Annotated in this window: 20 protein-coding genes; 7 read left to right on the top strand and 13 right to left on the bottom strand. The window is 67.3% G+C overall.

Annotation, left to right across the window (positions count from 1 at the left end; all coding sequences use genetic code 11):
* Window position 1 precedes the first annotated feature (1 nt).
* The gene (locus RIL96_RS10765; RefSeq protein ID WP_310549024.1) at window positions 2-1204 is read left to right on the top strand and encodes a diacylglycerol/lipid kinase family protein; all 1203 of its coding nucleotides are present in this window, start codon (window positions 2-4) and stop codon (window positions 1202-1204) included.
* Between the two features lie 82 nt (window positions 1205-1286).
* On the opposite strand, the gene pheA is transcribed toward RIL96_RS10765, so the two are convergent.
* Together pheA and RIL96_RS10755 are read right to left on the bottom strand one after the other, a co-directional pair.
* Complete coding sequence (gene pheA / locus RIL96_RS10760; RefSeq protein WP_310549023.1) at window positions 1287-2261, bottom strand: prephenate dehydratase; 975 nt, start codon at window positions 2259-2261, stop codon at window positions 1287-1289.
* The gene (locus RIL96_RS10755; RefSeq protein ID WP_310549022.1) at window positions 2258-2587 is read right to left on the bottom strand and encodes a rhodanese-like domain-containing protein; all 330 of its coding nucleotides are present in this window, start codon (window positions 2585-2587) and stop codon (window positions 2258-2260) included. Before RIL96_RS10755 ends, pheA begins: the two co-directional genes overlap by 4 nt.
* A gap of 105 nt (window positions 2588-2692) precedes the next feature.
* Between RIL96_RS10755 and RIL96_RS10750 the strand changes: the two genes are divergently transcribed.
* Window positions 2693-4222 (top strand): amidase, encoded by a 1530-nt coding sequence (locus RIL96_RS10750; RefSeq protein ID WP_310549021.1) that lies wholly within the window; start codon window positions 2693-2695, stop codon window positions 4220-4222.
* A gap of 140 nt (window positions 4223-4362) precedes the next feature.
* On the opposite strand, the gene RIL96_RS10745 is transcribed toward RIL96_RS10750, so the two are convergent.
* On the bottom strand, window positions 4363-4494 hold the full coding sequence (locus tag RIL96_RS10745; protein WP_310549020.1) for a hypothetical protein: 132 nt from the start codon (window positions 4492-4494) through the stop codon (window positions 4363-4365).
* 163 nt (window positions 4495-4657) lie between these two features.
* Window positions 4658-6049, bottom strand: a complete 1392-nt coding sequence (locus RIL96_RS10740) for a uracil-xanthine permease family protein (RefSeq protein ID WP_310549019.1) — start codon at window positions 6047-6049, stop codon at window positions 4658-4660.
* A gap of 357 nt (window positions 6050-6406) precedes the next feature.
* Here RIL96_RS10740 and ectA point away from each other — a divergent pair, with 357 nt between their 5' ends.
* The 4 genes from ectA (at window position 6407) to RIL96_RS10720 (ending at window position 9734) form a co-directional block, all read left to right on the top strand.
* Window positions 6407-6961, top strand: coding sequence for a diaminobutyrate acetyltransferase (gene ectA / locus RIL96_RS10735; protein WP_310549018.1), 555 nt, complete (start codon window positions 6407-6409; stop codon window positions 6959-6961).
* A 134-nt stretch (window positions 6962-7095) separates the two neighbouring features.
* Complete coding sequence (ectB, locus tag RIL96_RS10730) at window positions 7096-8382, top strand: diaminobutyrate--2-oxoglutarate transaminase (RefSeq protein ID WP_310549017.1); 1287 nt, start codon at window positions 7096-7098, stop codon at window positions 8380-8382.
* A gap of 68 nt (window positions 8383-8450) precedes the next feature.
* Window positions 8451-8843: an ectoine synthase gene (locus tag RIL96_RS10725; RefSeq protein WP_310549016.1), complete on the top strand. Its 393-nt coding sequence runs from the start codon at window positions 8451-8453 to the stop codon at window positions 8841-8843.
* Window positions 8844-9497: 654 nt separating this feature from the next.
* A complete protein-coding gene (locus RIL96_RS10720; protein WP_310549015.1) occupies window positions 9498-9734 on the top strand; it encodes a hypothetical protein in 237 nt (78 codons plus the stop codon).
* Here RIL96_RS10720 and cydC read toward each other — a convergent pair.
* The 5 genes from cydC to RIL96_RS10695 form a co-directional block, all read right to left on the bottom strand.
* On the bottom strand, window positions 9682-11541 hold the full coding sequence (gene cydC, locus RIL96_RS10715) for a thiol reductant ABC exporter subunit CydC (RefSeq protein ID WP_310549014.1): 1860 nt from the start codon (window positions 11539-11541) through the stop codon (window positions 9682-9684). The two genes, RIL96_RS10720 and cydC, sit on opposite strands and share 53 nt — an antisense overlap.
* Window positions 11538-13361 (bottom strand): thiol reductant ABC exporter subunit CydD, encoded by a 1824-nt coding sequence (gene cydD / locus RIL96_RS10710; protein WP_310549013.1) that lies wholly within the window; start codon window positions 13359-13361, stop codon window positions 11538-11540. Before cydD ends, cydC begins: the two co-directional genes overlap by 4 nt.
* Window positions 13361-14374, bottom strand: coding sequence for a cytochrome d ubiquinol oxidase subunit II (gene cydB, locus RIL96_RS10705; protein ID WP_310549012.1), 1014 nt, complete (start codon window positions 14372-14374; stop codon window positions 13361-13363). Before cydB ends, cydD begins: the two co-directional genes overlap by 1 nt.
* Window positions 14375-14389: 15 nt before the next feature.
* On the bottom strand, window positions 14390-15793 hold the full coding sequence (locus tag RIL96_RS10700; protein WP_310549011.1) for a cytochrome ubiquinol oxidase subunit I: 1404 nt from the start codon (window positions 15791-15793) through the stop codon (window positions 14390-14392).
* Between the two features lie 138 nt (window positions 15794-15931).
* Window positions 15932-16216, bottom strand: a complete 285-nt coding sequence (locus tag RIL96_RS10695) for a hypothetical protein (RefSeq protein ID WP_310549010.1) — start codon at window positions 16214-16216, stop codon at window positions 15932-15934.
* Window positions 16217-16432: 216 nt separating this feature from the next.
* Between RIL96_RS10695 and RIL96_RS10690 the strand changes: the two genes are divergently transcribed.
* Window positions 16433-17416, top strand: coding sequence for a DUF559 domain-containing protein (locus tag RIL96_RS10690; RefSeq protein WP_310549009.1), 984 nt, complete (start codon window positions 16433-16435; stop codon window positions 17414-17416).
* A gap of 165 nt (window positions 17417-17581) precedes the next feature.
* Here the strand turns inward: RIL96_RS10690 and RIL96_RS10685 are convergent, their stop codons facing one another.
* From RIL96_RS10685 to RIL96_RS10670, 4 genes are all read right to left on the bottom strand, one after another.
* Entirely contained in the window at window positions 17582-18439 is an 858-nt protein-coding gene (locus tag RIL96_RS10685; RefSeq protein ID WP_310549008.1) for a glycerophosphodiester phosphodiesterase family protein, read from the bottom strand.
* 24 nt (window positions 18440-18463) lie between these two features.
* Entirely contained in the window at window positions 18464-19501 is a 1038-nt protein-coding gene (locus RIL96_RS10680; protein ID WP_310549007.1) for an HAD family hydrolase, read from the bottom strand.
* Window positions 19416-20405, bottom strand: coding sequence for a carbohydrate kinase family protein (locus RIL96_RS10675; RefSeq protein WP_310549006.1), 990 nt, complete (start codon window positions 20403-20405; stop codon window positions 19416-19418). The genes RIL96_RS10680 and RIL96_RS10675 overlap by 86 nt, the downstream gene beginning before the upstream one ends.
* 118 nt (window positions 20406-20523) lie before the next feature.
* Window positions 20524-22458 (bottom strand): primary-amine oxidase, encoded by a 1935-nt coding sequence (locus RIL96_RS10670; RefSeq protein WP_310549005.1) that lies wholly within the window; start codon window positions 22456-22458, stop codon window positions 20524-20526.
* Window positions 22459-22583 lie beyond the last annotated feature (125 nt).

Below are 22583 nucleotides of genomic sequence, written 5' to 3'. Positions count from 1 at the left end.
AATGGGCTCTGAGAATCTGCCGCTGCTGCTCGGCGTCGCCGTGGCGATCGCCGTGGTCACCGCTGCGGTGATGATCGGTGCGCTGATCTCGAACCACCGCCTGCGCCGTTCCTTGAGCCAGCTGCAGGCCCTGCGTGAACAGGAAGCCCAGGAATTCGCCTCAGCCGCCCACGACCAGCGGCGCATCGGCCTGGTGCTCAACCCAACGAAGACCGAGGCCGCGCAGATCGCCCGTCAGGTCTACCGCGCCTGCAGCCGGGCGGGACTCCCGGAACCGATGATCTACCGGACCACCGCTGCAGACCCCGGGCGCTCGATGGCACTGCAGGCCATCCGCGACGGCGCCGACGTCGTGCTTGCCGCCGGCGGGGACGGCACCGTCCGCAAAGTGGCCGGAGCCCTAGCCGATGAGGCGGACGGCTCAGTGAGCCTGGGAGTGGTGCCGATGGGCACCGGCAATCTCTTCGCCCGCAATATCGGACTGCCCTACCACGATCTCGAAGCCTGCATCGATGAAGCCCTGCACGGACCCTCCTCGCCGGTGGACCTGGTGGACCTGGTGATCACCGACGACGACGGCGGCACCGTCCACGAACACTCCCTGGTCATTGCCGGAGCCGGTATGGACGCCGAGGTCATGAGCGGCACACGCGATGTCCTCAAACAGCGCGCCGGCTGGTTGGCCTACGGAGAGGCCGGTGCACGTCATCTCATCGGGCACCGGCACCCGGTCACACTGACTGTGGACCATGAGCGCCCACGCACCCATAAGGTGCGCTCAGTGCTGCTGGCCAACTGCGGATCCCTGCAGGCCGGGATGGTGCTGGTCCCCTCCGCGCGATTCGACGACGGCCGGCTCGACACCGTGCTGTTCACCCCGCGGCACCTCTGGGATTGGATGCGGATCGTCGCCAAGACGGTGACCCGCTCCCAGGCGGACCTACCGGTGATGCAGGTCCGTCAGGGCCGCACGGCCCTGCTGGAGAGCGCTGAGCCGATGCCGTTCCAGATCGACGGCGACGCCCTCGGCGAGGTCCTACGTGTCGAGGCAGTGGTCCGCCCCGGTGCGGTCAAAGTCAACGGTGTGTTGCAGCTGCCCACCCGGCGGCGCACACTGGAAGACCTCGAACGGGCCGGCGAGGAACCTGCGCAGCGGGATCAGCAGGCCGCGGTACGCGCCCAGTACGCCGCCCGGTCAGCGTGACCAGCTGGCTATGACCAGCCGGCACAGCGCATCCACACCGGCACTCAACGCGGCCGCGCTCTGCTCAACGCTCTGAAGCTGCTCAGCGCTCTGAGGCTCCGCCCACGATCCCACCGATCCACTGCTCCGCCGCGGCGAAGGCGGCGTCGCTGACGTCATCGGTGACGTGCTGAGACCGGCGATCCGCCCGCGGGTAAGACCCCAGAAAGCGGATCCCCGGCGCACTGCGGTGGACTCCGGCGAGCGCCTCAGCCACCCGAGACTCCGCCACATGGCCCTCAAGATCGATCGAGAAGAAGTACTGGCCCAGCCCGCCACCAGTGGGACGGGACTCGATGCGGCACAGGTTCACCCCGCGGGTGGAGAACTGCTCAAGCAGCTCCATCAGCGCACCGGCACGATCCTGGGGCAACGGGATCATCAGCGTGGTCTTATCCGCCCCGGTCATCTCCGGCACCGGCCCCGGCCGGGAGACCAGCACGAAGCGGGTGACCGCCCCGGAGACATCCTCAATACCCTCGGCCAGGACGTGAAGGCCCAGCTGCTCAGCAACCAGCGGCGAGCAGACCGCCGCCTGCGCAGAGGTCTCCCCCCGCAGAATCTCCCCGGCGGCGGCGGCCGTCGAGGATGAGGGGAGAAACTCGACGTCGTCGAGGTGGCCTTCGGCCCAGCCGCGGACCTGCGCCCAGGCGTGGGTATGCGTGGTCACCGCGCGCACTCCCTCCAGGGGCATCGGGGCGGCGGCCGCGAGGACGAAGCTGATCGGCACCAGGGATTCGGCGACGATGTGCAGCCGGTGGGCCACCGAGACCGCATCCAGAGTCGCCGTCACCCCGCCTTCCACTGAGTTCTCGATCGGCACCATTGCCGCATCGACCTCACCGCGCTCCACCATGCTCAGGGCGGCGGGCACAGAGGATGCGGGAAGGCGCTCAGCCTCGGCGGCTCCGGGCACCTGCAGCAGGGCGGCCTCGGTGAACGTGCCCGACGGCCCGAGGTAGGCGTACCGTGCGGCATGCGCCGGGCGATGACGGGGATCGGTGGCGTCGCCCGTCACCGGATCTCCGGCTCGTCACCGGTGGAGGACTCCAGCGCACGGCCGGCCTCCAGCCATCCGCCCATCCCGTCGGCGACGAAGATCGCCGTGTAGCCCTGGCCGGTGAGCCACTGGGTGATGCGCACTGCGCGCCCGCCGGTGCGGCAGGTGACGTAGACGTCGTCGTCGGGATCAAGCTCCTCGGCGAAGCGCTCGGGGATCTGATCCATCGGAATGTGAACCGCGCCGGGAGCGTGACCGGCCTCGTATTCGTAGTCCTCACGGATATCGAGCAGCACCGCGCCCTCCGGCACCTCGGCGGCCCGGACAGTCTCGTAATCGGACATGACAACCTCCTGCACAACTGGTCTCGCGCACCGGCCCTGCACACCTGCCCGATGCGATTGCTCTCTGCACAGCACTGTATCGCCGCGGGCGCATAGGGTGGGGCCATGAGTCATCCTGCTTCTGAGGTCAGTTCTGAGGCCACTATGCTCAGCAGCTCGGCCACCGCACTCCGCTCAGCGTTCCTCCGCGGGAAGATCTCGGCCGAGGAGATGGTCTCCGCAGCCGTGAAAGCAGCTGAGGCGGATCAGCTCGGCGCCTTCCTCAGCCTGGAGCCGGAAGCGGCGGTGATCCAGGCGCGGCAGACCGATGAGGTCCGCGCGATGCTCGCCCAGCTCGGCGGCCTGCGCGAACTCTCGGCCGCCCATCCGCTGCTGGGGCTGCCCACGGCGCTCAAGGACTTGGTCAACGTGGCCGGCATGCCGACGACCTTCGGCTCCGCGGCCGTGGAACACCCCACCCCCGCCCGTGACGACAGGCTCCCCCGGCGGGTGCACCGCAGCGGGGCGATCAGTGTGGGCAAGACCCAGGTGCCGGAGTTCGGGCTGCCCTGTTATTCGGAGAACGAGCTCGGTCCGGCCGCGCGCAACCCCTTGGACCCGTCACGGACCTCCGGCGGGTCCACCGGCGGAGGGGCGACGGCGGTGGCCGCCGGGCTGCTGCCCTTCGCGCCAGGCTCCGACGGCGGCGGTTCCATCCGCATCCCGGCGGCCGCCTGCGGGCTGGTGGGCCTGAAACCGGGACGCGGGCGGATGCCTGATGATCCGCAGCGGCAGGACGTGCGGAACCTGGCAGTCTCCGGGCCGATCGCCCGGTCAGCGGCTGATGCGGCACTGCTCTTCGACGTCATGGCCGGTTCACGGTTCCGTCCGGCCCCGTCAGGGGGCCGTGGCGGTTCCCGCACAGCTGGAAGCACCCACACTGCTGAGGCAGTCATGACACCTGCTGAAGGACCGGCGATGGCGGCCGTACGGCAGGCGCTGGACCGGGGGCTGGACACGCTGACCGTGCGGATGACCACCGACTCCCCCTTCACCCCTGATCTGGACGTTGCCCTGGCTGATCAGGCCGTCAATGCCTACAGCCGGGGCGCAGAGCTGCTGGGCGCACTCGGGCATCGACTCATCGATGAAGACCGTGCGCGCCGACGTCGGGGCAACAGGATCTGGCCCGAGGACTACCACCGTCGCTTCCGTGCGCTGTGGACCTCCGGGTTGGCGTCGTCATCGTTCTCTGCAGAGCAGGAGCGCAGGCTGGAGCCGCTGACCCGGTACTTCCTGGAGCTGGCACGCTCGCGGCCGCCGGAGGAGACGGCTGCAGCAGTGGGTCAGCTGCAGCGTGCGGCACGTGAGGCCGAGTCCATCTTCGCCGACGCCGACGTCCTGATGACCCCGATGCTGGCCTCTGCGGCCCCTGAGGTGGGATTCTTCGCCGGGTTGGACCCGGCGGAGAACTATGAGGCCCAGTGCCGGTTCACCCCGTATTCCTCAGTGGTGAATGTGCTCGGCCTGCCGGCGATCAACGTGCCGGTGCTCCAGGACGAGGCCGGGCTGAGCTGGTCGGTGCATCTGATCGGCCGGCACGGTGCTGAGGAGCAGCTTCTGGCCCTGGCGGCGACGATGACGACGCCGCGATGACCCCGGCGCTATGAATCCGTCGCGATGACCCCGGCGACGTGACCCCGCACAGCAGAACGCCGGACCCCAGTCCCCTGACGGGTCTGTGATCCGGCGTCTGTCTCGGCGGTCAACGACCGGCCGACGTCACGAAGGGACGATCACTTCTTGTCGTCCTTCTTGTCGCCGCCCTTGTCGTCGTTGCCCGCGAACTCGCCCAGCTTGTCGCTGGCGTTGCCAGCGTGCTCCTGAGCCTTGTCCTTGGCGTCATTGAACTTATCTCCGAGTCCCATACGAACTCCTTTCGTCAGTTCAGCCGGTGCCTCGTCCCTCCTCAGAGGTCCGCTGCACCGTCGGACACCTTCACCCTAACCAGATCAGGCCGCCTCGTGCACCCCTTTTTTCTCACACTCATGGAATGGAGCAGGGGCTGGTATGGAACGGATCAGGGGCTGGTCAGGCAGACGGGTCTGGGCGGCGGTCCGCCTCGCGCGCGAGATCATCGGCATTGACCGGGCTCGCATAGACCTCACGGGGGTCCTGATCCTCAGCGACCTCCGCCCCCGGGTCGGTGCCGCGCATCCGCGCCACCCAGCTCATCCCATGGTGGATCGCCAGTGCGGCGAAGCTGCCCAGCGCGATGCCTTCGAAGACCACATCGCCGAAGACCATGGTGAAGTTCGCGATGGCGATGATCAGCGGTACACCCGCCACCGCCAGGTTGATGGGGTTGGCGAAGTCCACGCGGTTCTGCACCCAGATCCGCACGCCGAGCACCCCGATCATCCCGTAGAGCACCGTCCCCGCCCCGCCGAGCACACCCACCGGCACAGTGGCGACGACGGCGCCGACCTTCGGCATCAGACCCAGCAGGATCGCGAACACCCCGGCCACCCAATACGCGGCCGTGGAATACACCCGCGACGAGGCCATCACCCCGATGTTCTCCGCGTAGGTGGTGGTCCCGGACCCGCCACCTGAGCCGGCGAGCATCGTGGCCACACCGTCGGCCATCAGCGCCCGGCCGGCCACCGGATCCAGATCACGGCGGGTCATCAGCGCCACCGACTTCACATGCCCGACGTTCTCGGCCACCAGCACCAGCACCACCGGTACGAAGAGGCCCACCACGGAGAGGTGGAACGTCGGCGCCGTCATCGCCGGCAGACCGAACCAAGCCGCCTCACCGACGGCGGAGAAGTCCACCTCACCGAGGAACACAGCGACCACATAGCCGACCACCACGCCGACGAGGATGGAGAGCCGGCCGAGCAGGCCGCAGAACAGCACACCGGCCAGCAGCATCGCCACGATGGTGACCGTGGCCGTGACCGGGGCGGCATCGACGTTGTTCCACGCCGCCGGGGCCAGGTTCAGCCCGATCAGCGCGACGATGGACCCGGTGACCACCGGGGGCATCAGCACCTGGATCCACCGGGTCCCGGCCAGATGCGCGATGAGTCCCACCAGGAACAGACCCGCCCCGGCCATGATGATCCCGCCCAGGGCCCCGGACATCCCGTGCATCGCCGTCGCCGCGGTCACCGGGGCGATGAACGCGAACGAGGAGCCCAGATAGGACGGCACCCGCCCGGCGGTGATCACCAGGAACAGCAGCGTGCCGATGCCGGAGAAGAACAGCGTCGTCGACGGCGGGAAATCGGTGATCAGCGGCACCAGGAACGTCGCGCCGAACATGGCGACCACGTGTTGCAGCCCGATGCCGGTGGTCCTGCCCCAGCTCAGCCGCTGATCCGGTGCGACGACGTCGCCGGGGCGGATACGCCGCCCGTCGCCGTAGATGTCCCAGCCGAAGCCGGGCAGGATCCGCCTGCGCGCAGTCGCCATGAAGCTCCCCCAGGTGAGTGATGTGCGGACCGGAGTTCAGTCCGCAAGGACCGCAGGCAAGTCTAGCCAGGCACTGAGTTCGACCGGCCCGCCGACATCGTCGCCTCCGATTCTCTGTGATGACGATCGCCACCTCACCAATCAGCACAGAATAAATCCCATCACGGGACAATTACAGTCATGCCTTTCCCTGGAGGATTCACCGTCCGCCCCGCGCATGCCCCGGCAGCATTGAGCGAACAGCGCTCACGAATTGCTCAGAGTATCCGCCACCACACCTCCTCAGGCAGCCTCCACCACCCTCTGACCGGGGCACAAGGGTTGATTCCTCTGCACCGCGGATTAGGCTGAACAACGATGTCGCACACCGACCACGCCGACGCACCCACGGATCCGACCCAGAACGGCTCTGGCGAGACGATCGAGATCCGCACTCCGACCGTCGAAGACGGTGCCGGGATGTGGGCTCTGGCCAAGGGCACCGGAGTCCTGGACCTCAACACCCCCTACGCCTACATCCTCTGGGCGCGTGACTTCGCCCCGACCTCAGTGGTCTCTCTGGTGGATGGTCAGCTCGCCGGGTTCATCTCCGGCTACATCCGCCCGGATGCTCCACAGACGCTGTTCATCTGGCAGGTCGGCGTCGACTCCGCCTTCCGCGGGAGGGGGCTGGCGAAGAAGATGCTCTTCGACGTGATCGCCCGCTCCGGCGCCTCCCGCCTGGAGACCACGATCACCGCCGACAACGAGGCCTCGATCGCCCTGTTCACCGCACTCGCCCGCCACCACGGCACCGAGATCACCCGCCGCGACCTCTTCGGCACCGACCTCTTCCCCCCGGCCAGCGCATCCGGGGAAGAGCACGCCGCAGAGGACCTCTACACGGTGGAGCCGCTGCGCACAGACACCTGATCCCGGCGCGGCCCACCTCGGGGCCACACCGCATCCCGTACCGAGACGGCGATGACGCCGCCTGAACCCCTGACCTGAACCGACCATCACCATCGACAGCGCTGCGGCGAGACCGCAGCACGGAGGTATGACACATGTCCACAGAGATCTTCGAGACTCGCGAATCCCAGGTCCGCAGCTATTCCAAGAACTGGCCGGCCGTCTTCGAGAAGGCCTCCGGCGCCTACCAGACCACCGAGGACGGCACCCGCTACCTGGACTTCTTCTCCGGTGCCGGCGCACTGAACTACGGGCACAACCACCCGGAGCTGCGTGACCTGATCGTCGACTACGTCGCCAATGACGGGGTCACCCACTCGCTGGACATGAACACCCCGCCCAAGCGCCGGTTCCTGCAGACCTTCGAGGACATCATCCTCAAGCCGCGGAACCTGGACTACAAGGTCATGTTCCCCGGCCCCACCGGCACCAACACCGTCGAGGCCGCACTGAAGCTGGCCCGCAAGGTCACCGGCCGTCAGCACATCCTCTCCTTCACCAACGCCTTCCACGGCATGACCCTGGGTGCGCTTTCAGTCACCGGTAACTCCATGAAGCGCCGCGGCGCCGGGATCCCGCTGACGAACTCCTCGAAGATCCCCTACGACGACTACTTCGACGGCGACATCCCCGACTTCATCTGGCTGGAGAAGGTGCTCGAGGACTCCGGCTCCGGTGTGGACAAGCCGGCCGCCGTCATCGTGGAGACCGTGCAGGGCGAAGGCGGACTCAACGCCGCACGCATGGAATGGCTGAAGGGCCTGGCCGACCTGCTCAAGCGCCACAACATTCTGCTCATCGTCGACGACGTCCAGGCCGGCTGCGGCCGCACCGGCCGGTTCTTCTCCTTCGAGGAGGCCGGCATCGTCCCGGACATCGTCTGTGTCTCCAAGTCGATCTCGGGTTACGGGCTGCCCCTGGCGCTGACCCTGTTCAAGCCGGAGCTCGATGTCTGGGAGGGCGGCGAGCACAACGGCACCTTCCGCGGCAACAACATGGCGTTCCTGACCGGTGCGCGCGCCTTCGAGCTGTTCTGGTCCGATGACACCTTCCAGAACGAGCTGGCGGACAAGATCGAGCAGCTGCGGACGGGCCTGGAGCAGATCGCCGGGCACGTGAAGGGTGCAACGATCCGCGGCCGCGGCTTCCTCACCGGCATCTGCTACCCGAACCCGGACACCGCCGGGAAGGTCGCCGCGGAGTGCTATAAGCGCAATATGCTGCTGGAGACCTCCGGGCCGCAGGACGAGGTCATCAAGGTCATGCCGCCGCTGACCATCAGCTCCGAGGACCTGCAGAAGGGTCTGCAGATCATCGAGGAGTCCACACTGGCGGCCACGGGCAACGCTGGTGAGCCGAGCCGGCTGCGGCCCCCGCACTGAGCCCGGTGGCGCTGGTCCAGCGGCCCACTCTGCCAGTTTCACCCCTGTTCTGATAAAGGAGCGTAGGCATGTACACCCTGCACATCGATGACCTCAACGGCACTGACCGCGATATCGACACCCCCAACTGGCGGTCCCGCCGGATGGTTCTGGCCAAGGAGAAGGTCGGCTTCTCCCTGCACGAGACCACCCTGCGCGCCGGCACCTCCAACGACTTCTGGTACGCCAACCACGTCGAGGCGGTGTACTGCGTCGGCGGCAAGGGCACGCTGACGGACAAGGAGACCGGCGAGAAGTACCAGATCACCGACGGCTTCCTGTACCTGCTGGACGGTCACGAGAAGCACCACGTCGACGTCGAGGAGGAGATGCGCATGGTGTGTGTCTTCAACCCGCCGGTGACCGGCCGCGAGGTCCACGACGAGAACGGGGTCTACCCGCTCATCATCGAAGAGGACTGAGCCCCGCTCCCCCTCCCTCCCCCTCTCTGATCGAGAATCCCGCCTTTTGTGAGTTATCCCGCCGTATGTACAACGGGATAACTCACAAAAGGCGGGATTCTCGATATTGGGGGAGAAATTTTTGGGGCCTCAGTGCTCTCGAGGGTTCACAGCTGAGAATTCGCGTGATAACTTCGAGATCGTCACTGTCGATATCGAGCCTGTTGAAAGGAGGGGGCACCATCATGAATCAGAAGCTGAAGATGATCACCGGTCAGCACCCGAATATCCCCACGCGCACTGACGTGGCGGCGATTCGCCCTCTCCGTCCGGGCCGCAGCGCCTCCTCCTTCGGAGCCTGAGACAGGATCCCCGCCACGGCGGGTCATCCCGGGATATTCTCCCGCACGGCCACATCACACGGACGACGGCGATGACGCCATTGACTCCCCGTGCATGGCCCACCCGGCGTCTCTGACCGTGATTCTGCGAACCGTCGCTTCTGCGCACCTGCCTGTTTCCTGAGGACCCCGTCCGCCACCATACGGACCACCCGCTCACCGATTTACAGCGGCGCATATTCCCTCAAATACCAGGCGGAGTGACATTCAGGCGCATTTATACAGTGCCTCTCCCCTTCATTTCGTCATGCCTTTTTACACTGAGGAATCCTTCATGAGTGCCTCTCTCCCCCTGCACAGCCACAACCCCCACCCCACCGTCGTCGAACGTCTTGCCCAGCACCTGGGACACGCCCTGATCCGCTGGTCACAACGGACAGCCGCTGCACGGCGTGCCCGCGCCCTCGACCGAGTCAGTGAACGCGCCCAGCAGCTGCGCAGACATCACGAGGCCGAACTCAGGCGCCAGGACGCTGTTCTGGGATACCTCCAGGGTCCGCGGCAGTACTGAGGACATCCCCGTCATCACCGGAAAGGACATCAAGATCCACGTGCGCATCCACCAGGTGCTCCGGCACTGGCAGATGCGACATCACGACGACGCTGCGGCCCTCCCCCGCGGTGGCGCCGAGCAGCTCCCGCATGAGCCGGGCCGCAAGCTCCGGCTCCACGTGCGCCGTCGGCTCATCGAGCACCAGGACATCAGCTCCGGAGAGCAACCCCCGCGCCACCGCGATACGCTGCGCCTGCCCGCCCGAGACCAACGCCCCACCCAGCCCGACCCGCGTCTCCAGACCATCGCGCGAACGCGCCCACTCCCCCAGCCCCACGGCCTCGAGCACCGCCATCAGCTGCCCGTCCGTCGCCGCCTCAGGGCCCTCGGGGTGGGCGAAGGAGAGGTTCGCACGCAGCGTCGCATCGAACAGGTGTGCCCGCTGCTCGATCAGGCAGACCCGACGCCGCAACGCAGCGATCGACAGCTCCCGCGCCTCCACGCCATCGATCCGATAGGAACCGGCATACTCGAGGAACCGGACCAACCCCTCAGCCAATGACGTCTTGCCCGAGCCGGACGCCCCTGACACCAGCACCACCTGACCGAGATGCAGGGTCAGATTCACTGGCGCGCAGACCGGAGCCGACGCCCCAGGACGCCGCACCGTCATCGCCTCAAGCTGCAGGACAGCCGGCGCTGCGGGGTGCCGACGAAGAGCCGCATCGCGAGGACCGTCAGGATCAGGGATCTCGTCGTCGCCGTCGTCCACGGGGATCTCCGGCGGCACCGACTGCGGGGCCAAATCAGCGATGCGCCGGGCAGAGGCCAGCACCCGACGCCGGACCGACCAGGCCGCCGGGGCTGCGGCGAACACTTCGAACACCGCCAGCGGCACCAGAGCCAGGACAGCCAGCACCGGGCCGTCCACGGCCCCCGGCGTCAGGACAAACTCAGGCCCGAGAGGCACCGACGGACTCACCTGCGGAATCCCGACCGTGAGCATCAGCACTGTGGCCGCACCTGCGGCCGAGGTCAACAGCCCAGCGACAACTCCGGCCCCGGAAACAGTGCGCAACGCCGCCGCCCGCAGCCGGGCATCAGCCTGTTCCACCCGGCGCAGCTGCGGCTCCACCGCAGAATAGGCGATCAGCACATCCAGATCAGTCACCAGATCAGCGACCTCATCAGCCAGTTCACCGCGCAGCGCCGCCGTGCGCCGTTCGGCACGACCGCTGATCGCCGTATTCACCGCCGTACCCACCACCAGCGCGCCAGCCAGGACCACGGCCAGCACGACGGCGGCCATCGGGCTGAACCACGCCAGCGCACCGAGTGTGACCATCACGACGACACCCGAACTGACCAGGGGTTGGATAACCCGAGTCGGTAAATCCAGCAGCTCGTCGACGTCGCGGACCAGGCGGGCGAGCAGATCGCCCCGGCGCACCTCCGCCAGCCCCACGGGCGCGACCGGCATCAGCCGCTCGATCAGCCCGACACGCAGGGTGGCAAGAGTCCGGAAGGCGGCGTCGTGGGAACTCAGCCGCTCCATGTAACGGAAGAAAGCCCGGGCCAAGGCGAAGGCGCGGACCCCGACCACCAGCAGCCCGAGATAGAGGATGGGCGGCTGTTCGGCGGCGCGGGTGATCAGGTACGCCGAGACACCCAGAAGCAGCACGGCGCTGAGGCCTGAGAGGATCCCGAAGAGGATTCCGGGCAGCATCCTGCGGGCACCGGGACGAGCCAGACGCAGCAGGGCCGCGACCTCGGCATCTGGCGTCCGCTGCGGTGCATGACCTACAGGCGCATGGGTACTGCTCATCTCTGCACCCCCTGGACAGTGCTGGCCGATGAGCCGGGTCGCGCCTCGGAAGCACCACCGCCGTCCGCACTCCCCGGCTCCAGGCCGATCACCGTATCGGCGGCATCCATCACCGCAGGACGGTGACTGATCACCAGTACCACCCGCCCCCGCTCGGCCTCGGCTCGGAGAGTCTCCAGCAGCCGTCTCTCAGCGGCCGTATCCAGAGCCGCCGAGGGCTCGTCCAACAGCAGCACCGGGCTCTGGCGACGTCGCGCCCGGTACAGTGCGCGCGCCACAGCCACTCGATGGGCCTGACCGCCGGAGAGCCCGGCACCGTGAACGCCCAGGCTGCGCTGCGGATCAAGTCCTTCCAGCCCGACGTCGGCGAGCACCGCACTGACGTCTTCTGCCCTGCGTTGGCCATCAGCTGTGTCATCACCGAGAGTAATGTTCTCTGCCACACTGCCTCGGCGCAGCCCGTGCCGCTGCCCCGTCCAGGCGATGTCCTCGCGGCCGACCCGCCGCTCTCCGCAAAGGGCTTCACCGCCGTGAGGCAGCAACCCCAACAAGGCGGCGAACACGGTGGACTTCCCGGCACCGGAGGGTCCGGTGAGCACGGTCAGCTCCCCCGCGCCGGCGGTGAGGTCCAGGTCAGCCAACACCGCTCGCCCGCCACGGTGGACCGTCATCCCGCGGATCTGCAGATCTGCACAGCCCGGCCCGTCGTCGCCTCTCAGCTCTGTTCTGGGTTCTGTTCTGGATTCCGTTCCGGGGTCAGCCCCGAATCCTGCCCAGTGCTCCGCACCAGACTCCGTTTCAGACTCCGCCCGCTCCACGATCTCGAAGACATCCTCGGACGCGGCCACCCCATCCGCGGCGGCATGGTACTGCGCCCCCACCTGCCGCAACGGATTGTACGCCTCGGGAACGACCATCAGCACGAACAGCCCGACGAACAGGCCCAGTTCACCGTCGATCAGACGCACCCCGATGGATACCGCCACCAGAGCCACTGACAAGCTGGCCGCCAGCTCCAGGGCGAACCCGGAGAGGAAACTGACCCGCAGCACCTTCATCGTCGAGGCACGATGCTGGTCGGTCAGCCGCCGAAGATTCTGCCGCTGGCGGTGCTGCCGGTTGAAGATCTTCAACGTGGACAGCCCCTCGACCACGTCCAGATAGGCCGCCCCCAGCCGGTCCAACCGCCTCCACTGAGCCTGCTGGGCAGACTGCGTGGCCCAGCCGATCAGCACCATGAACAGCGGCACCAGCGGCATCGTGATCGCCACGATTACCGCCGTCGTCAGATCCGCCACAGCGAGCACAGTGAGCAGGATCGGGATCGCCAGCACTGTGAGCACCAGCTGCGGCAGATAACGGGAGAACCAGGCATCCAGCGCATCCAGACCGGACCCCAGCACCGTGACCGCATGCGCCTGCGACACCGGCTCCTGCGTCTGGGCCGTCGTGACCAGCGCCTGCGCGGTGGCCCGGCGCAGCTGGGACTTCACCCGCGCCGCCGCCCGCACCGCAGCCGCCTCCATGGCCCACGCCACCACCCCGCGGGCACCGACCACAGCCAGCAGCCCGGCAAGCAACGGTGCCACACGGGCCAAGAGGTCCGCCCCGGGAACCACACGATCGACGACGACGTCATCGAGCACCCACTCCCCGGGCTGCACACCGACCCCCTCCACGGCTGTGACGACCACCATCGCCACCAACGCGCAGAAGGCGATGATGAGCAGGATCTGCAGCAACCCCAGCACCACCGTCAGGGCAAGAAACCCCTGAGCAGCTGTGGCTCGGCGCAGCAGACGCGGATCGATGGGGCGCATCAGTGCGCAGCGCTCGGAATGTGCTTCCTGGAGACGCGGCGACGGAACACCCAATACGTCCAGCCCTGATAGCCGATCACCAGCGGAGTGATCACCACGGCCACCCAGGCCATCACCGTCAGCGTGTAGTCGGTGGAGCTGGCGTTGCGGATATCGAGACCGCCGACGCCCGAGGTGGAGGGCAGTACATTCGGGTACAGTGCCGTGAACAGCGTGGCCACGGCCAGCGCTATCGTCACCGCCATCGCGGCGAAAGCCCACCCCTCACGGCCGAACTGGTTGGCCAGGGTCGCAGCGACCATCATCACCGCCGCGCCGATGGCCAAGGCCACCACCGCACCGATGTGGCCGATGTCCAGGTGCATCAGGATCGTCCAGCCGAGGAAGCCCACCGCACACAGCGCACCGGGGATCGCGGCGATGCCGGCGGCACGGCGGGCGCGGGACCGGATCTCACCGTCGGTCTTGAGCGCGATGAACACCAGGCCGTGGATCAGGCAGAGCAGGGTCAGGGTGACCCCGCCCAGCAGACCGTAGGGATTGAGCAGGTGGAACAGCCCGGAGGTGACGTTATGCGCCTCATCCATCGGCACCCCGCGGACGATGTTCGCGAACGCCACGCCCCAGAGGAAGGCCGGGGCCACCGAGCCGATGATGATCATCAGGTCGAAGCGGCGCCGCCAGGTGTCATCGTCACGCTGATGCCGGTACTCAAAGCTGACACCGCGCAGGATCAGGGCTAACAGGATCAGCAGCAGCGGCAGGTAGAAGCCCGAGAACAGGGAGGCGTACCACTCGGGGAACGCGGCGAAGAGCACCGCGCCGGCAACGATCACCCAGGTCTCGTTGAGATCCCAGATCGGGCCGATGGTGTTGATCATGACGCGGCGATCCGTGTCATCGCGGCCGATCAGCGGCAGGGACATGCCCACACCGAAGTCGAAGCCGTCGAGCACGAAATAGCCGACGAAGAAGAAGGCGACGAGGATGAACCAGAGCTGGGGGAGATCCATGATGTGCGTCCTGCCTCAGTAGACGATCGCGAGATCGTCGTCGTCGATGTCTTCGTTCTCATCGATCTCCGGCGGGCCCTCCTTGGCCGCCTTCACAATGAGCTTGAACTCCACGACCGCCAACGCGCCGTAGATCAGGGTGAATGCGGCCAGCGAGAGTGCAACCTGCCACCCAGCGACGTTCGGGGACACGGCGGCCTCGGTCTTCATCAGCCCGAAGACGATCCACGGCTGACGGCCCATCTCGGTGAAGACCCACCCGATCAGCGAGGCCAGCAGCGGCAGCGGAGCGGTCCAGATCAGCACCCGCCACATACGGTCACTGATGACGCGCGTGGACTTCGCCCGGGTGAACCACAGGGCGATCACCGAGATCAGCGCCGAGAGTGCGCCCAGGCCGATCATCCAGCGGAAGGACCAGTAGGTGATCCAGATCAGCGGGGCATAGTCGCCGGGGCCGAACTGCTCCACGTACTGGGCCTGCAGGTTGTCGATGCCCTCGACCTCGCCGTCGAGCGTATGCGTCGAGAGCAGCGAGAGCAGGTAGGGGATGCGGATGGAGAACAGCTCGGAGGCGCCGTCGGGGGTGCCGAGGGTGAAGATGGAAAAGCTGGCCGCGCTGGTGGTCTGATACAGCCCCTCTGCTGCGGCCATCTTCATGGGCTGGGCATCGACCATCGCAAGCGAAAGCTGGTCGCCGGAGAGCCCGACGCCGAGGAAGGCCAGCAGGTTGGTCCAGAGCCCGGCGCGCAGACCCTTGCGCATCGTGGTGACGTGCTGGCCGCGGCGCAGGTGGTAGGCGGAGACGGCGATCATCACCGTCGCGGCGAACATGATCGCCCCGAAGATGGTGTGCGGGAAGGCCGCGAGCACGACCGGGTTGACCAGGACCTCCCAGAGGCTGGTGAGCTCGGCGCGGCCGCGTTCCAGGTTCATCTCGAAGCCGACCGGGTTCTGCATGAATGCGTTGGCGGCGAGGATGAAATAGGCCGAGAGCATCGAGGCGATGGAGACCATCCAGATGCAGATCAGGTGCGCCAGGCGGGGCAGCCGGTTCCAGCCGAAGATCCATAGCCCGATGAACGTGGCCTCGAGGAAGAAGGCGGCGAGACCTTCGATGGCCAGCGGGGCGCCGAAGACATCACCGACGAAGCGCGAGTACTCCGACCAGTTCATGCCGAACTGGAACTCCTGGACGATGCCGGTGACGACACCCATGGCGAAGTTGATGAGGAAGATCTTGCCGAACAGCTTGGTCAGCTTGAGGTACTCGACCTTGCCGGTGCGGTACCAGGCGGTCTGCATGATCGCGGCCATCAGGGCCATGCCGATGGTCAGGGGGACGAAGATGAAGTGGTACAGCGTGGTCAGCCCGAACTGCCAGCGGGCCAGGGATAGGGGATCGAAGAGCTCTTCCACGGGCACTTCCTGGTCAGTGGTGGGAGTCGCGGCGGGGTGCGCGCGGCGGTCGGACTCCGCGCGGTGGCGGGGCCTCCGCTTGGAATTCTACAGCGTGTAGAAGAACTGATTGAACGGGATGGCCGAACGTGGGCAGTATCACAGAGCAGGTCGATGCCTGCGATGCTGAGGATCAGCCGCAGGTCTGCAGCGGACGGAGGCCCTGTCATTCGCCCGGCGCCTATTCTGCGCACGCACCGCATATGTCCAGACGAGGAATCCGACCGGCACGAACACCGGGATGAGGAAGATCAGCACCGTCCAGACGGCGCCGCGGATCGGCGGCATCTCACGATCGCGCAGCAGCACGATGAGTGACCACACCAGGGACACGAGGGCGAGGGCGCTCACCGCCCAGAACCAGATCACCGCCGCGTCAGACACGAGCGACACTCTACCGGCCCTCACCCCGCACCACCCACACCCGTTGACTCTGGAGTTGGTGCCCTTTTGAGCCGGAAATCGCGCCGAAAAGGGCACCAACTCCAGAGTCAACACCGAGGCGGGGTGATGTGGACAGGAAGTGGAAACCTCCAGGTTTATTCACAGGCTGTGGATAGATTCTGCGAGGCCGGTTCCGGTTCCCTCAGAGTGGATGTCATGAAGACTCCCCGACCGCTGCCCGTTCCACTGCGCCGAGGGGTGTTCTCCCGCCGCCAGGCCCAGGAGTACGGAGTCCCACCCAAGCGTCTGCGCGCCCGCGACATCATCCCCGTCGCGCGCGGCCTCTACCTCTGGGCACATGCCGAGGATTCCGAATCGACACACCCCGGCACGACGCATCCCGGAACGACGCGCCCCGGGACGACGTCGACGCCAGATCTGCGCCACCTCCGTGCGCTCCAGGACGGCTATCAGGACAGCTGGTTCAGTCACACCACCGCCGCCCAGCTCTTCGGGCTTCGACTCCCCTCACGGTGGCAGCACGACGAGACCATCCACATCAGTCGGCTGCTCATCTCGACGACAGTCACTAGGGCACCCGAGCTACGCAGCCACGCCGTCGTCGTCAACGACGGCGAAGTGGTGACGCATCTCGGCCTCCACGTCAGTCGACCAGCGCGCATCTTCTTCGATCTGATGGATCGGCTGAACGAACGGGAGCTCGTCGCGCTCGGTGATCAGCTTGTCAGACACCCACGACCGGGGCTCGATGCGCACACCACACCGTGGGAGACTCCGGCCTCACTGGCCGAAGTGGTCGGCTCACACCGCAAGACACGCGGCATCGTCACCGGTCGACGCGCCGCAGCTCGGGTGCGGATCGGTGCAGATTCCCACCCGGAGACCATGCTGCGCCTGGCCATCGAGGATGCCGGGCTCCCGGAGCCGACGCTGCAGGTCAGACCGTCACCGCGGAGCGTCTATACCGGTGATCTCGGGTACGAGGACGCGAAGATCGTGCTCCAGTACGACGGCGGCACACATTTCACCGCCCAGCAGCAGGCCAGAGACCAACGCCGGAATCATGCCTTTGCACATGACGGCTGGCTGGTGATCCTGGTCAATGTTGAGGATCTGCGAGAAGACTTCCGCCACGTCATCGACCGTCTCGCCTCGGCACTCGATGCCCGCAGCCCCTGAAAGCTCGACAACGCCCCTCCCCACCACGGTGACTCTGGAGTTGGTGCCTTTTTGAGCGGGAAATCGGGCTGAAAAGGGCACGAACTCCAGAGTCAACCGGGAGGGGAGGTTGCGAAGCAGGGAGGGGAGGGGTGGGGAGACAGAAGGGGTGAGGCGCGGGGAGAGTCACCACTGGGGCCAGGCATCGTACTCGGCGAGCACTTCGGCCAGAACCTCCGCCTCATCGCTGACGATGCCGTCGACCCCCATCCCCAGCAGCTCGCGCATCTCCTCGGCCTCATTGACGGTCCAGACATGCACCTGCAGCCCCGCCGCATGGCAGCGTGCCAGGAACCCGGGGGTCACCACGGTGATCGGGCCCTGCCGGCGGGGCACCTGCAGACAGTCGACGTCGCCGGCCAGCCGCCGCAGCAGACGCGAGGACGCACCCGCACTCACCCGCCCCAGCACACCGGCCGCCGGGCCCGCCAGCACCGAGAGGGCCGTACCGCGCACCCCGGCCGAGCTCGCCACCGGACGGCTCAGCAGACGCTGGGCACGACGTCGGCGCGCATCCGAGAAGCTCGTCACCAGCACACGCTCATGCGCACCGTGCTCATCGACCAGCTCCACGAAAGGCCGCACCGCGGCCTCCTCCTTGAGGTCCACATTGAGCCGCACATCGCCCCAGGCCGTGAGCAGGTCTTCGAAGCGGACCAGGGGTTCGCCACCGAGGTGCACCTGACTCAGCTGCTCCCAGGTCCACTCGGCCAGCGGCCCTTCGGCATCAGTGGTGGGCTCAAGGCGTTCATCATGGAAGACCACCAGCGTCCCGCAGGCGGCGGCGCGCACATCGATCTCCAGATACCCGAAACCCAGTTCGACGGCACGGGTGAAGGCCGCCATCGTGTTCTGGACCTCGATCGCCCCACCTCGATGCGCGAGCCCCAGGGGTCGGCCGTGCAGCGGCCCAGGATGGGTGTTGACCAGGTACGGCACACGAGGACGGAACCGACGCGGCACCTCGGCCGAACGCTCAGACATAGCCCGCCTCACCCATAGCCCGCCTCACCCATCGATCAGCCCATCCCCTCCGGCGAGCAGGTTCTCCAGCACGGCAGCGACGCCGTCGTCGTCGCAGGAACCGGTGAGGTGATCGGCGGCTGATCGTGCCATCGGGTGCGCCGAACCCACCGCCCAGGAGCGCCCCGCCCATTGCAGCATCTCGATGTCATTGGGCATATCCCCGAAGGCAATGACCTGATCCCGGGCGATGGCGCGGTCATCGGCGAATCGTCGCAGCGCAGCGGCCTTATCCACCCCGCGGGCGGAGAGCTCCAACAGACTCACCCCCGGGGCCGAATGGGTCACCTTGAGCAGGTCACCGACGGAACCGTGCACCCGCTCCAAGAAGGCGTCAGGGTCCGCGGCGGTGGTCTTAGCCAGCAGCTTCACCACGTGATCAGCGGCCCGGGAGTCACCGCCCTCGGCGGTGGCATCCAACCCCACTCCCTCGTCGCACAGGGTCTGCTCCACCGGCCCCAGCCGGAGCATGTCCTCAGTGATCCCGGCGGCACGCCGACGCTCCTCCTCGAAGAACAGCGAGCCCTCCATGAACGTCACATCGGCGTGGACCCGCTCCAACGTCTCAGCAGCGAAAGTCACCTCAGGGTCGATGCGCCGGATCCGCTCCACCGCTTCGAAGAGCGCCTCCGCGGCCATCGGATCCTGGCGCAGCAGCCGTTGCTCCGCGAGATCGTAGACCACCGCACCGTTGGAGCAGATCACCGGACCGATCTCGCCGAGCGCATCAGCCACCGGACCCAACCAGCGCACCGGCCGCCCGGTGACCAGCACCACCTCCAGCCCCAGCTCACGGACACGCGAGAACGCGCGTACGGTCCGCTCGGTGATCCGCCCGGACTCGGTCAGCGCATAGCTGAGGATCGTGCCGTCGATGTCACTGGCCACCAGCCGCGTACCGCCGAGCATCGACCCACCCGGCTCTCGGCTGCGCTGCTCAGACAGGGCCGGCCTCCCCAGCAGCTCCGGACTCCCCCGCTCCCAGGGCCGTCCGGAGTTCCACCGCCGTGGGCGGCTGCGCACCGAACCGCGAGGAGGTGATCGCTGCCGCCTGAGCCGCCGTCGTGAGCACAGTGTGCACGTCCTCAGAGGAGATGGCGCGCAGCCCCGCCCGGCGCTCCGCCCCCAGCAGCCCCAGGCCGCGAAGCGTGGACAGCGCGGCGGCCATGAAGGAATCACCCGCACCGACGGTATCCGCGACGTCGACGCCCACCGCCGGGACCTCCACCGCCCCGGAGTCGGCCAGGGCCAGTGCCCCGGCGGCCCCGCGGGTGAGGATAATCAGCGAGGGGCCCAGGTCAGCCCAGGCACGCATCGTCTCCGCGTGGCTGCGCTCGGGGTAGAGCAGGTCGATGTCGTCGGAGGAGGCCTGGACGACGTCGGCGAGCGCCACGCACTCCTCCACCTGTCCGCGCGCCTCCTCCCGGTTGGGGATGATGGAGGGCCGGTAGTTGGGGTCGTAGCTGATGGTGGCGCCCTCGCGCCGCCGGGTCATGAGGTCGCGGACCGTCTGCGCCCCGGGGTGCATCATCGCGCCGATGGAACCGGCGTGGAGCAGGTCGAGTCCGCGCTGTTCGGTGCGTTCGCTGATCTGCTCTTCGAGGTCATCGGCGGCGGGAAGCGTCCAGTCCAGGGTGAATTCGTAGCTGGCCTGACCGGTGGGATCGAGAATCGCTTTGGCCACGGAAGTGGGGGTCTCATCAGGCTCCAGCACCGAGGTGACGCCCTGGGCGCGCAGGCTGCGGGCGATCATCCGGCCGTATTCGTCGTCGCCGCGGCGTCCTGTGAACAGCACGTCATGCTCCAACCGGGCCAGGCCGACGGCGACGTTGAGCGGGCTGCCGCCGACGTGCGCCTTGGGCGCCTGGGTCTCTGAGTGGACGACGTCGACCAGGCACTCTCCGATGACTCCCAGGTAAGCATTCACGGGTCCAAGTTACCGCAGGCACAGCTCTGGGGGATCGGAATCCGGGAAGTTCTCCGCAGGTCGGACTCCGGCAGGGCCTGGACGTGGCCCGGCCGGAGGCGGCGGGGGAATCCCACGGTCAGGAGCAGCATCCCCCGGATCCGGTGGACTCCCCGGCGCAGCAGTCATCGCCGGCGTGGCGGGCCGGTGCGGGCACATCGAGCACCGGCGAGCGGTCGAAGAACCCTTCGGGCCGCAGCTTGAACCCGACAGTGTCCACCGGCATGATCGGCCAGTCCTCCACCCGGGGGAAATGCGTCAGTCCGAAGGTGTGCCACAGCACCAGCTGCTCGCCGTCGACGCTGCGGTCCTGCTGGATCCACTCCGGGATCCCTGCGCCGCCGGAGTGCTGGTTCGGGAAGTCACCGGTGGGGTAGCGCTCGTCCTCACGGTGCTGGGTGACCCACAGCGCCTTGGACGCGAACGTGGCCCGCCGGTGGATGGAGGAGCCTTCAGCCGCGAGCAGCGTGGGCAGCCCCACCGGGTGCAGCTTATAGCCGACCGGTTCACCCAGCCGGTTGGTCGACTCCGGGTTGGAGACCACCCAGGTACGGCCGACGGACTGGTCCGCATCACGCACTGCCTGCTGTTCGGTGGCCAGCAGGGTCCGTGTCCGGGTGAAGGCGTTGCCCCGCGGGTTGGTCTCAGAGATGGGCAGCCGCACTGCGTCCTCCTCTTCGACGCGGCCCGGGCCGCCGTCGAGCGCGAAGTCCAGCCGCGCGGAGAACAGGTGCTGATGGAAGGGGGCTCCGAGGCCTGGGGCCATTTCGGAGGCGAAGTCGGTGGGGCCGTCCGGGATCGCGGAGGTGAAGACGATACCGGTGGCTTTGGCTTCGAACTCGATGGTGCCGTCGAGGTAGAGGTACCAGTAGAAGCCGTAGTCGTAGTTGCCCACAGTGGTGAAGAAGCTGATCACCAGGCGACGGTTGCGGCGCGTGTAGGCCACACCGGACCAGAGATCGGTGTGCTTGGAGAGCACCGACCAGTCCTCCTCGTGCATGCAGATGCCGTTGCGGATCTGCCGGGGTTGCCCGGTGTTGGTGACCACCCAGGGAGAGAGGTAGGTGATCTCCCCGAGACAGTCACAGCCCAGTTCCAGGGAGTTGGCCCACTGACCGACGAGGTATTCGCCGGTGTCGAAGTAGTTCTGCCAGGACCGCACCGGGGAGGGATCACCATAGGGCACCACCATCTCGGCGATGGCGGCCCGGTCGAGGATGCGGCGACGGCGCTCGCCGTCGTCGAAGGAGATGTTGTGCAGGACGAGGCCTTCGCGCATGTCGAAGCCGACGTCGAGGCTCCAGCGCTCCCATTCGATGTGGTTGCCGTCGGTGACGGTGAAGGAGGGCCCCTGCGGCTGGGTGATCTCAATGGGCCGCTGGGTGGTGCGGATCGGTCCGGTGAGCTCCGGATCGGTGTAGTTGCCGTGCTCTTCGGGGATCGGGACGATGCCGAGGTCCAGGACCTGGTCGACGGCGCGATGGGTGATGTCCACATAGGCGACGAGCCCGTCGATCGGGTGGGCCCAGGCGCTGTCTGCCTCGTGTTTCTGGAGGAAGGCGAGTCCGCGCAGGATGCGGCGGCCCTTCTCCTCGGGGTATTCGAAGACTCCGGCGGAGAGCGGGGCGACGCGCACGGCGGCGACGTCGAGGCCGCGCCTGTCCAGGGCGGCGAGCCAGTCCGGGTCAGTGGAGAGGATCTCTTCGACGGCTTCGAACTCCTCCTCCATGACCGGCAGCTCCCCGGTGGCGGTGGTGTCGAGCTCGATGACCGATTCGACCGCCTCTGCGGTGAGGTCGACGACGACGTCCTGCGGTGCTGCTCCGGCGATGTCGAGCAGGAAGACGCGAAAACGGCGGGGGATCTCGGCCTCAGGTGTGGTGCCGCGGGGCGGGTCTATCAGGCCGAGGTAGGCCATGCGGGTGGTGGTGGAGAAATGACCGGCCTCAGCAAGCAGTTCGCGGACGCGGTCGATCTCTTCTGGTCTCTGCTGGGCATAAGGGGTGGGGCGCATGGCGGTGTCCTCCGAGATCCATCTGTGGTGCCGCTCACAGTATTCTCTACACACGTAGAATTCAAGAGGTCGACGAGACTCACGGAAGATGCCCGCGAAACGCCTTCGGTGCCTCAACTGAGAAT

Origin of the sequence: Nesterenkonia aerolata (assembly GCF_031470965.1) — a bacterium.
GTDB lineage: Bacteria > Actinomycetota > Actinomycetes > Actinomycetales > Micrococcaceae > Nesterenkonia > Nesterenkonia aerolata.
Note: the sequence above shows the minus strand (reverse complement) of the source record. Positions and strands in the feature narration are given on the sequence as shown.

Coding starts and splice junctions, on each gene's coding strand:
- RIL96_RS10765 (WP_310549024.1), top strand. CDS start 2: ATGGGCTCTGAGAATCTGCCGCTGCTGCTCGGCGTCGCCGTGGCGATC.
- RIL96_RS10755 (WP_310549022.1), bottom strand. CDS start 2,587: ATGTCCGATTACGAGACTGTCCGGGCCGCCGAGGTGCCGGAGGGCGCG.
- RIL96_RS10750 (WP_310549021.1), top strand. CDS start 2,693: ATGAGTCATCCTGCTTCTGAGGTCAGTTCTGAGGCCACTATGCTCAGC.
- RIL96_RS10745 (WP_310549020.1), bottom strand. CDS start 4,494: ATGGGACTCGGAGATAAGTTCAATGACGCCAAGGACAAGGCTCAGGAG.
- RIL96_RS10740 (WP_310549019.1), bottom strand. CDS start 6,049: ATGGCGACTGCGCGCAGGCGGATCCTGCCCGGCTTCGGCTGGGACATC.
- ectA (WP_310549018.1), top strand. CDS start 6,407: ATGTCGCACACCGACCACGCCGACGCACCCACGGATCCGACCCAGAAC.
- ectB (WP_310549017.1), top strand. CDS start 7,096: ATGTCCACAGAGATCTTCGAGACTCGCGAATCCCAGGTCCGCAGCTAT.
- RIL96_RS10725 (WP_310549016.1), top strand. CDS start 8,451: ATGTACACCCTGCACATCGATGACCTCAACGGCACTGACCGCGATATC.
- RIL96_RS10720 (WP_310549015.1), top strand. CDS start 9,498: ATGAGTGCCTCTCTCCCCCTGCACAGCCACAACCCCCACCCCACCGTC.
- cydC (WP_310549014.1), bottom strand. CDS start 11,541: ATGAGCAGTACCCATGCGCCTGTAGGTCATGCACCGCAGCGGACGCCA.
- cydD (WP_310549013.1), bottom strand. CDS start 13,361: ATGCGCCCCATCGATCCGCGTCTGCTGCGCCGAGCCACAGCTGCTCAG.
- cydB (WP_310549012.1), bottom strand. CDS start 14,374: ATGGATCTCCCCCAGCTCTGGTTCATCCTCGTCGCCTTCTTCTTCGTC.
- RIL96_RS10690 (WP_310549009.1), top strand. CDS start 16,433: ATGAAGACTCCCCGACCGCTGCCCGTTCCACTGCGCCGAGGGGTGTTC.
- RIL96_RS10685 (WP_310549008.1), bottom strand. CDS start 18,439: ATGTCTGAGCGTTCGGCCGAGGTGCCGCGTCGGTTCCGTCCTCGTGTG.
- RIL96_RS10670 (WP_310549005.1), bottom strand. CDS start 22,458: ATGCGCCCCACCCCTTATGCCCAGCAGAGACCAGAAGAGATCGACCGC.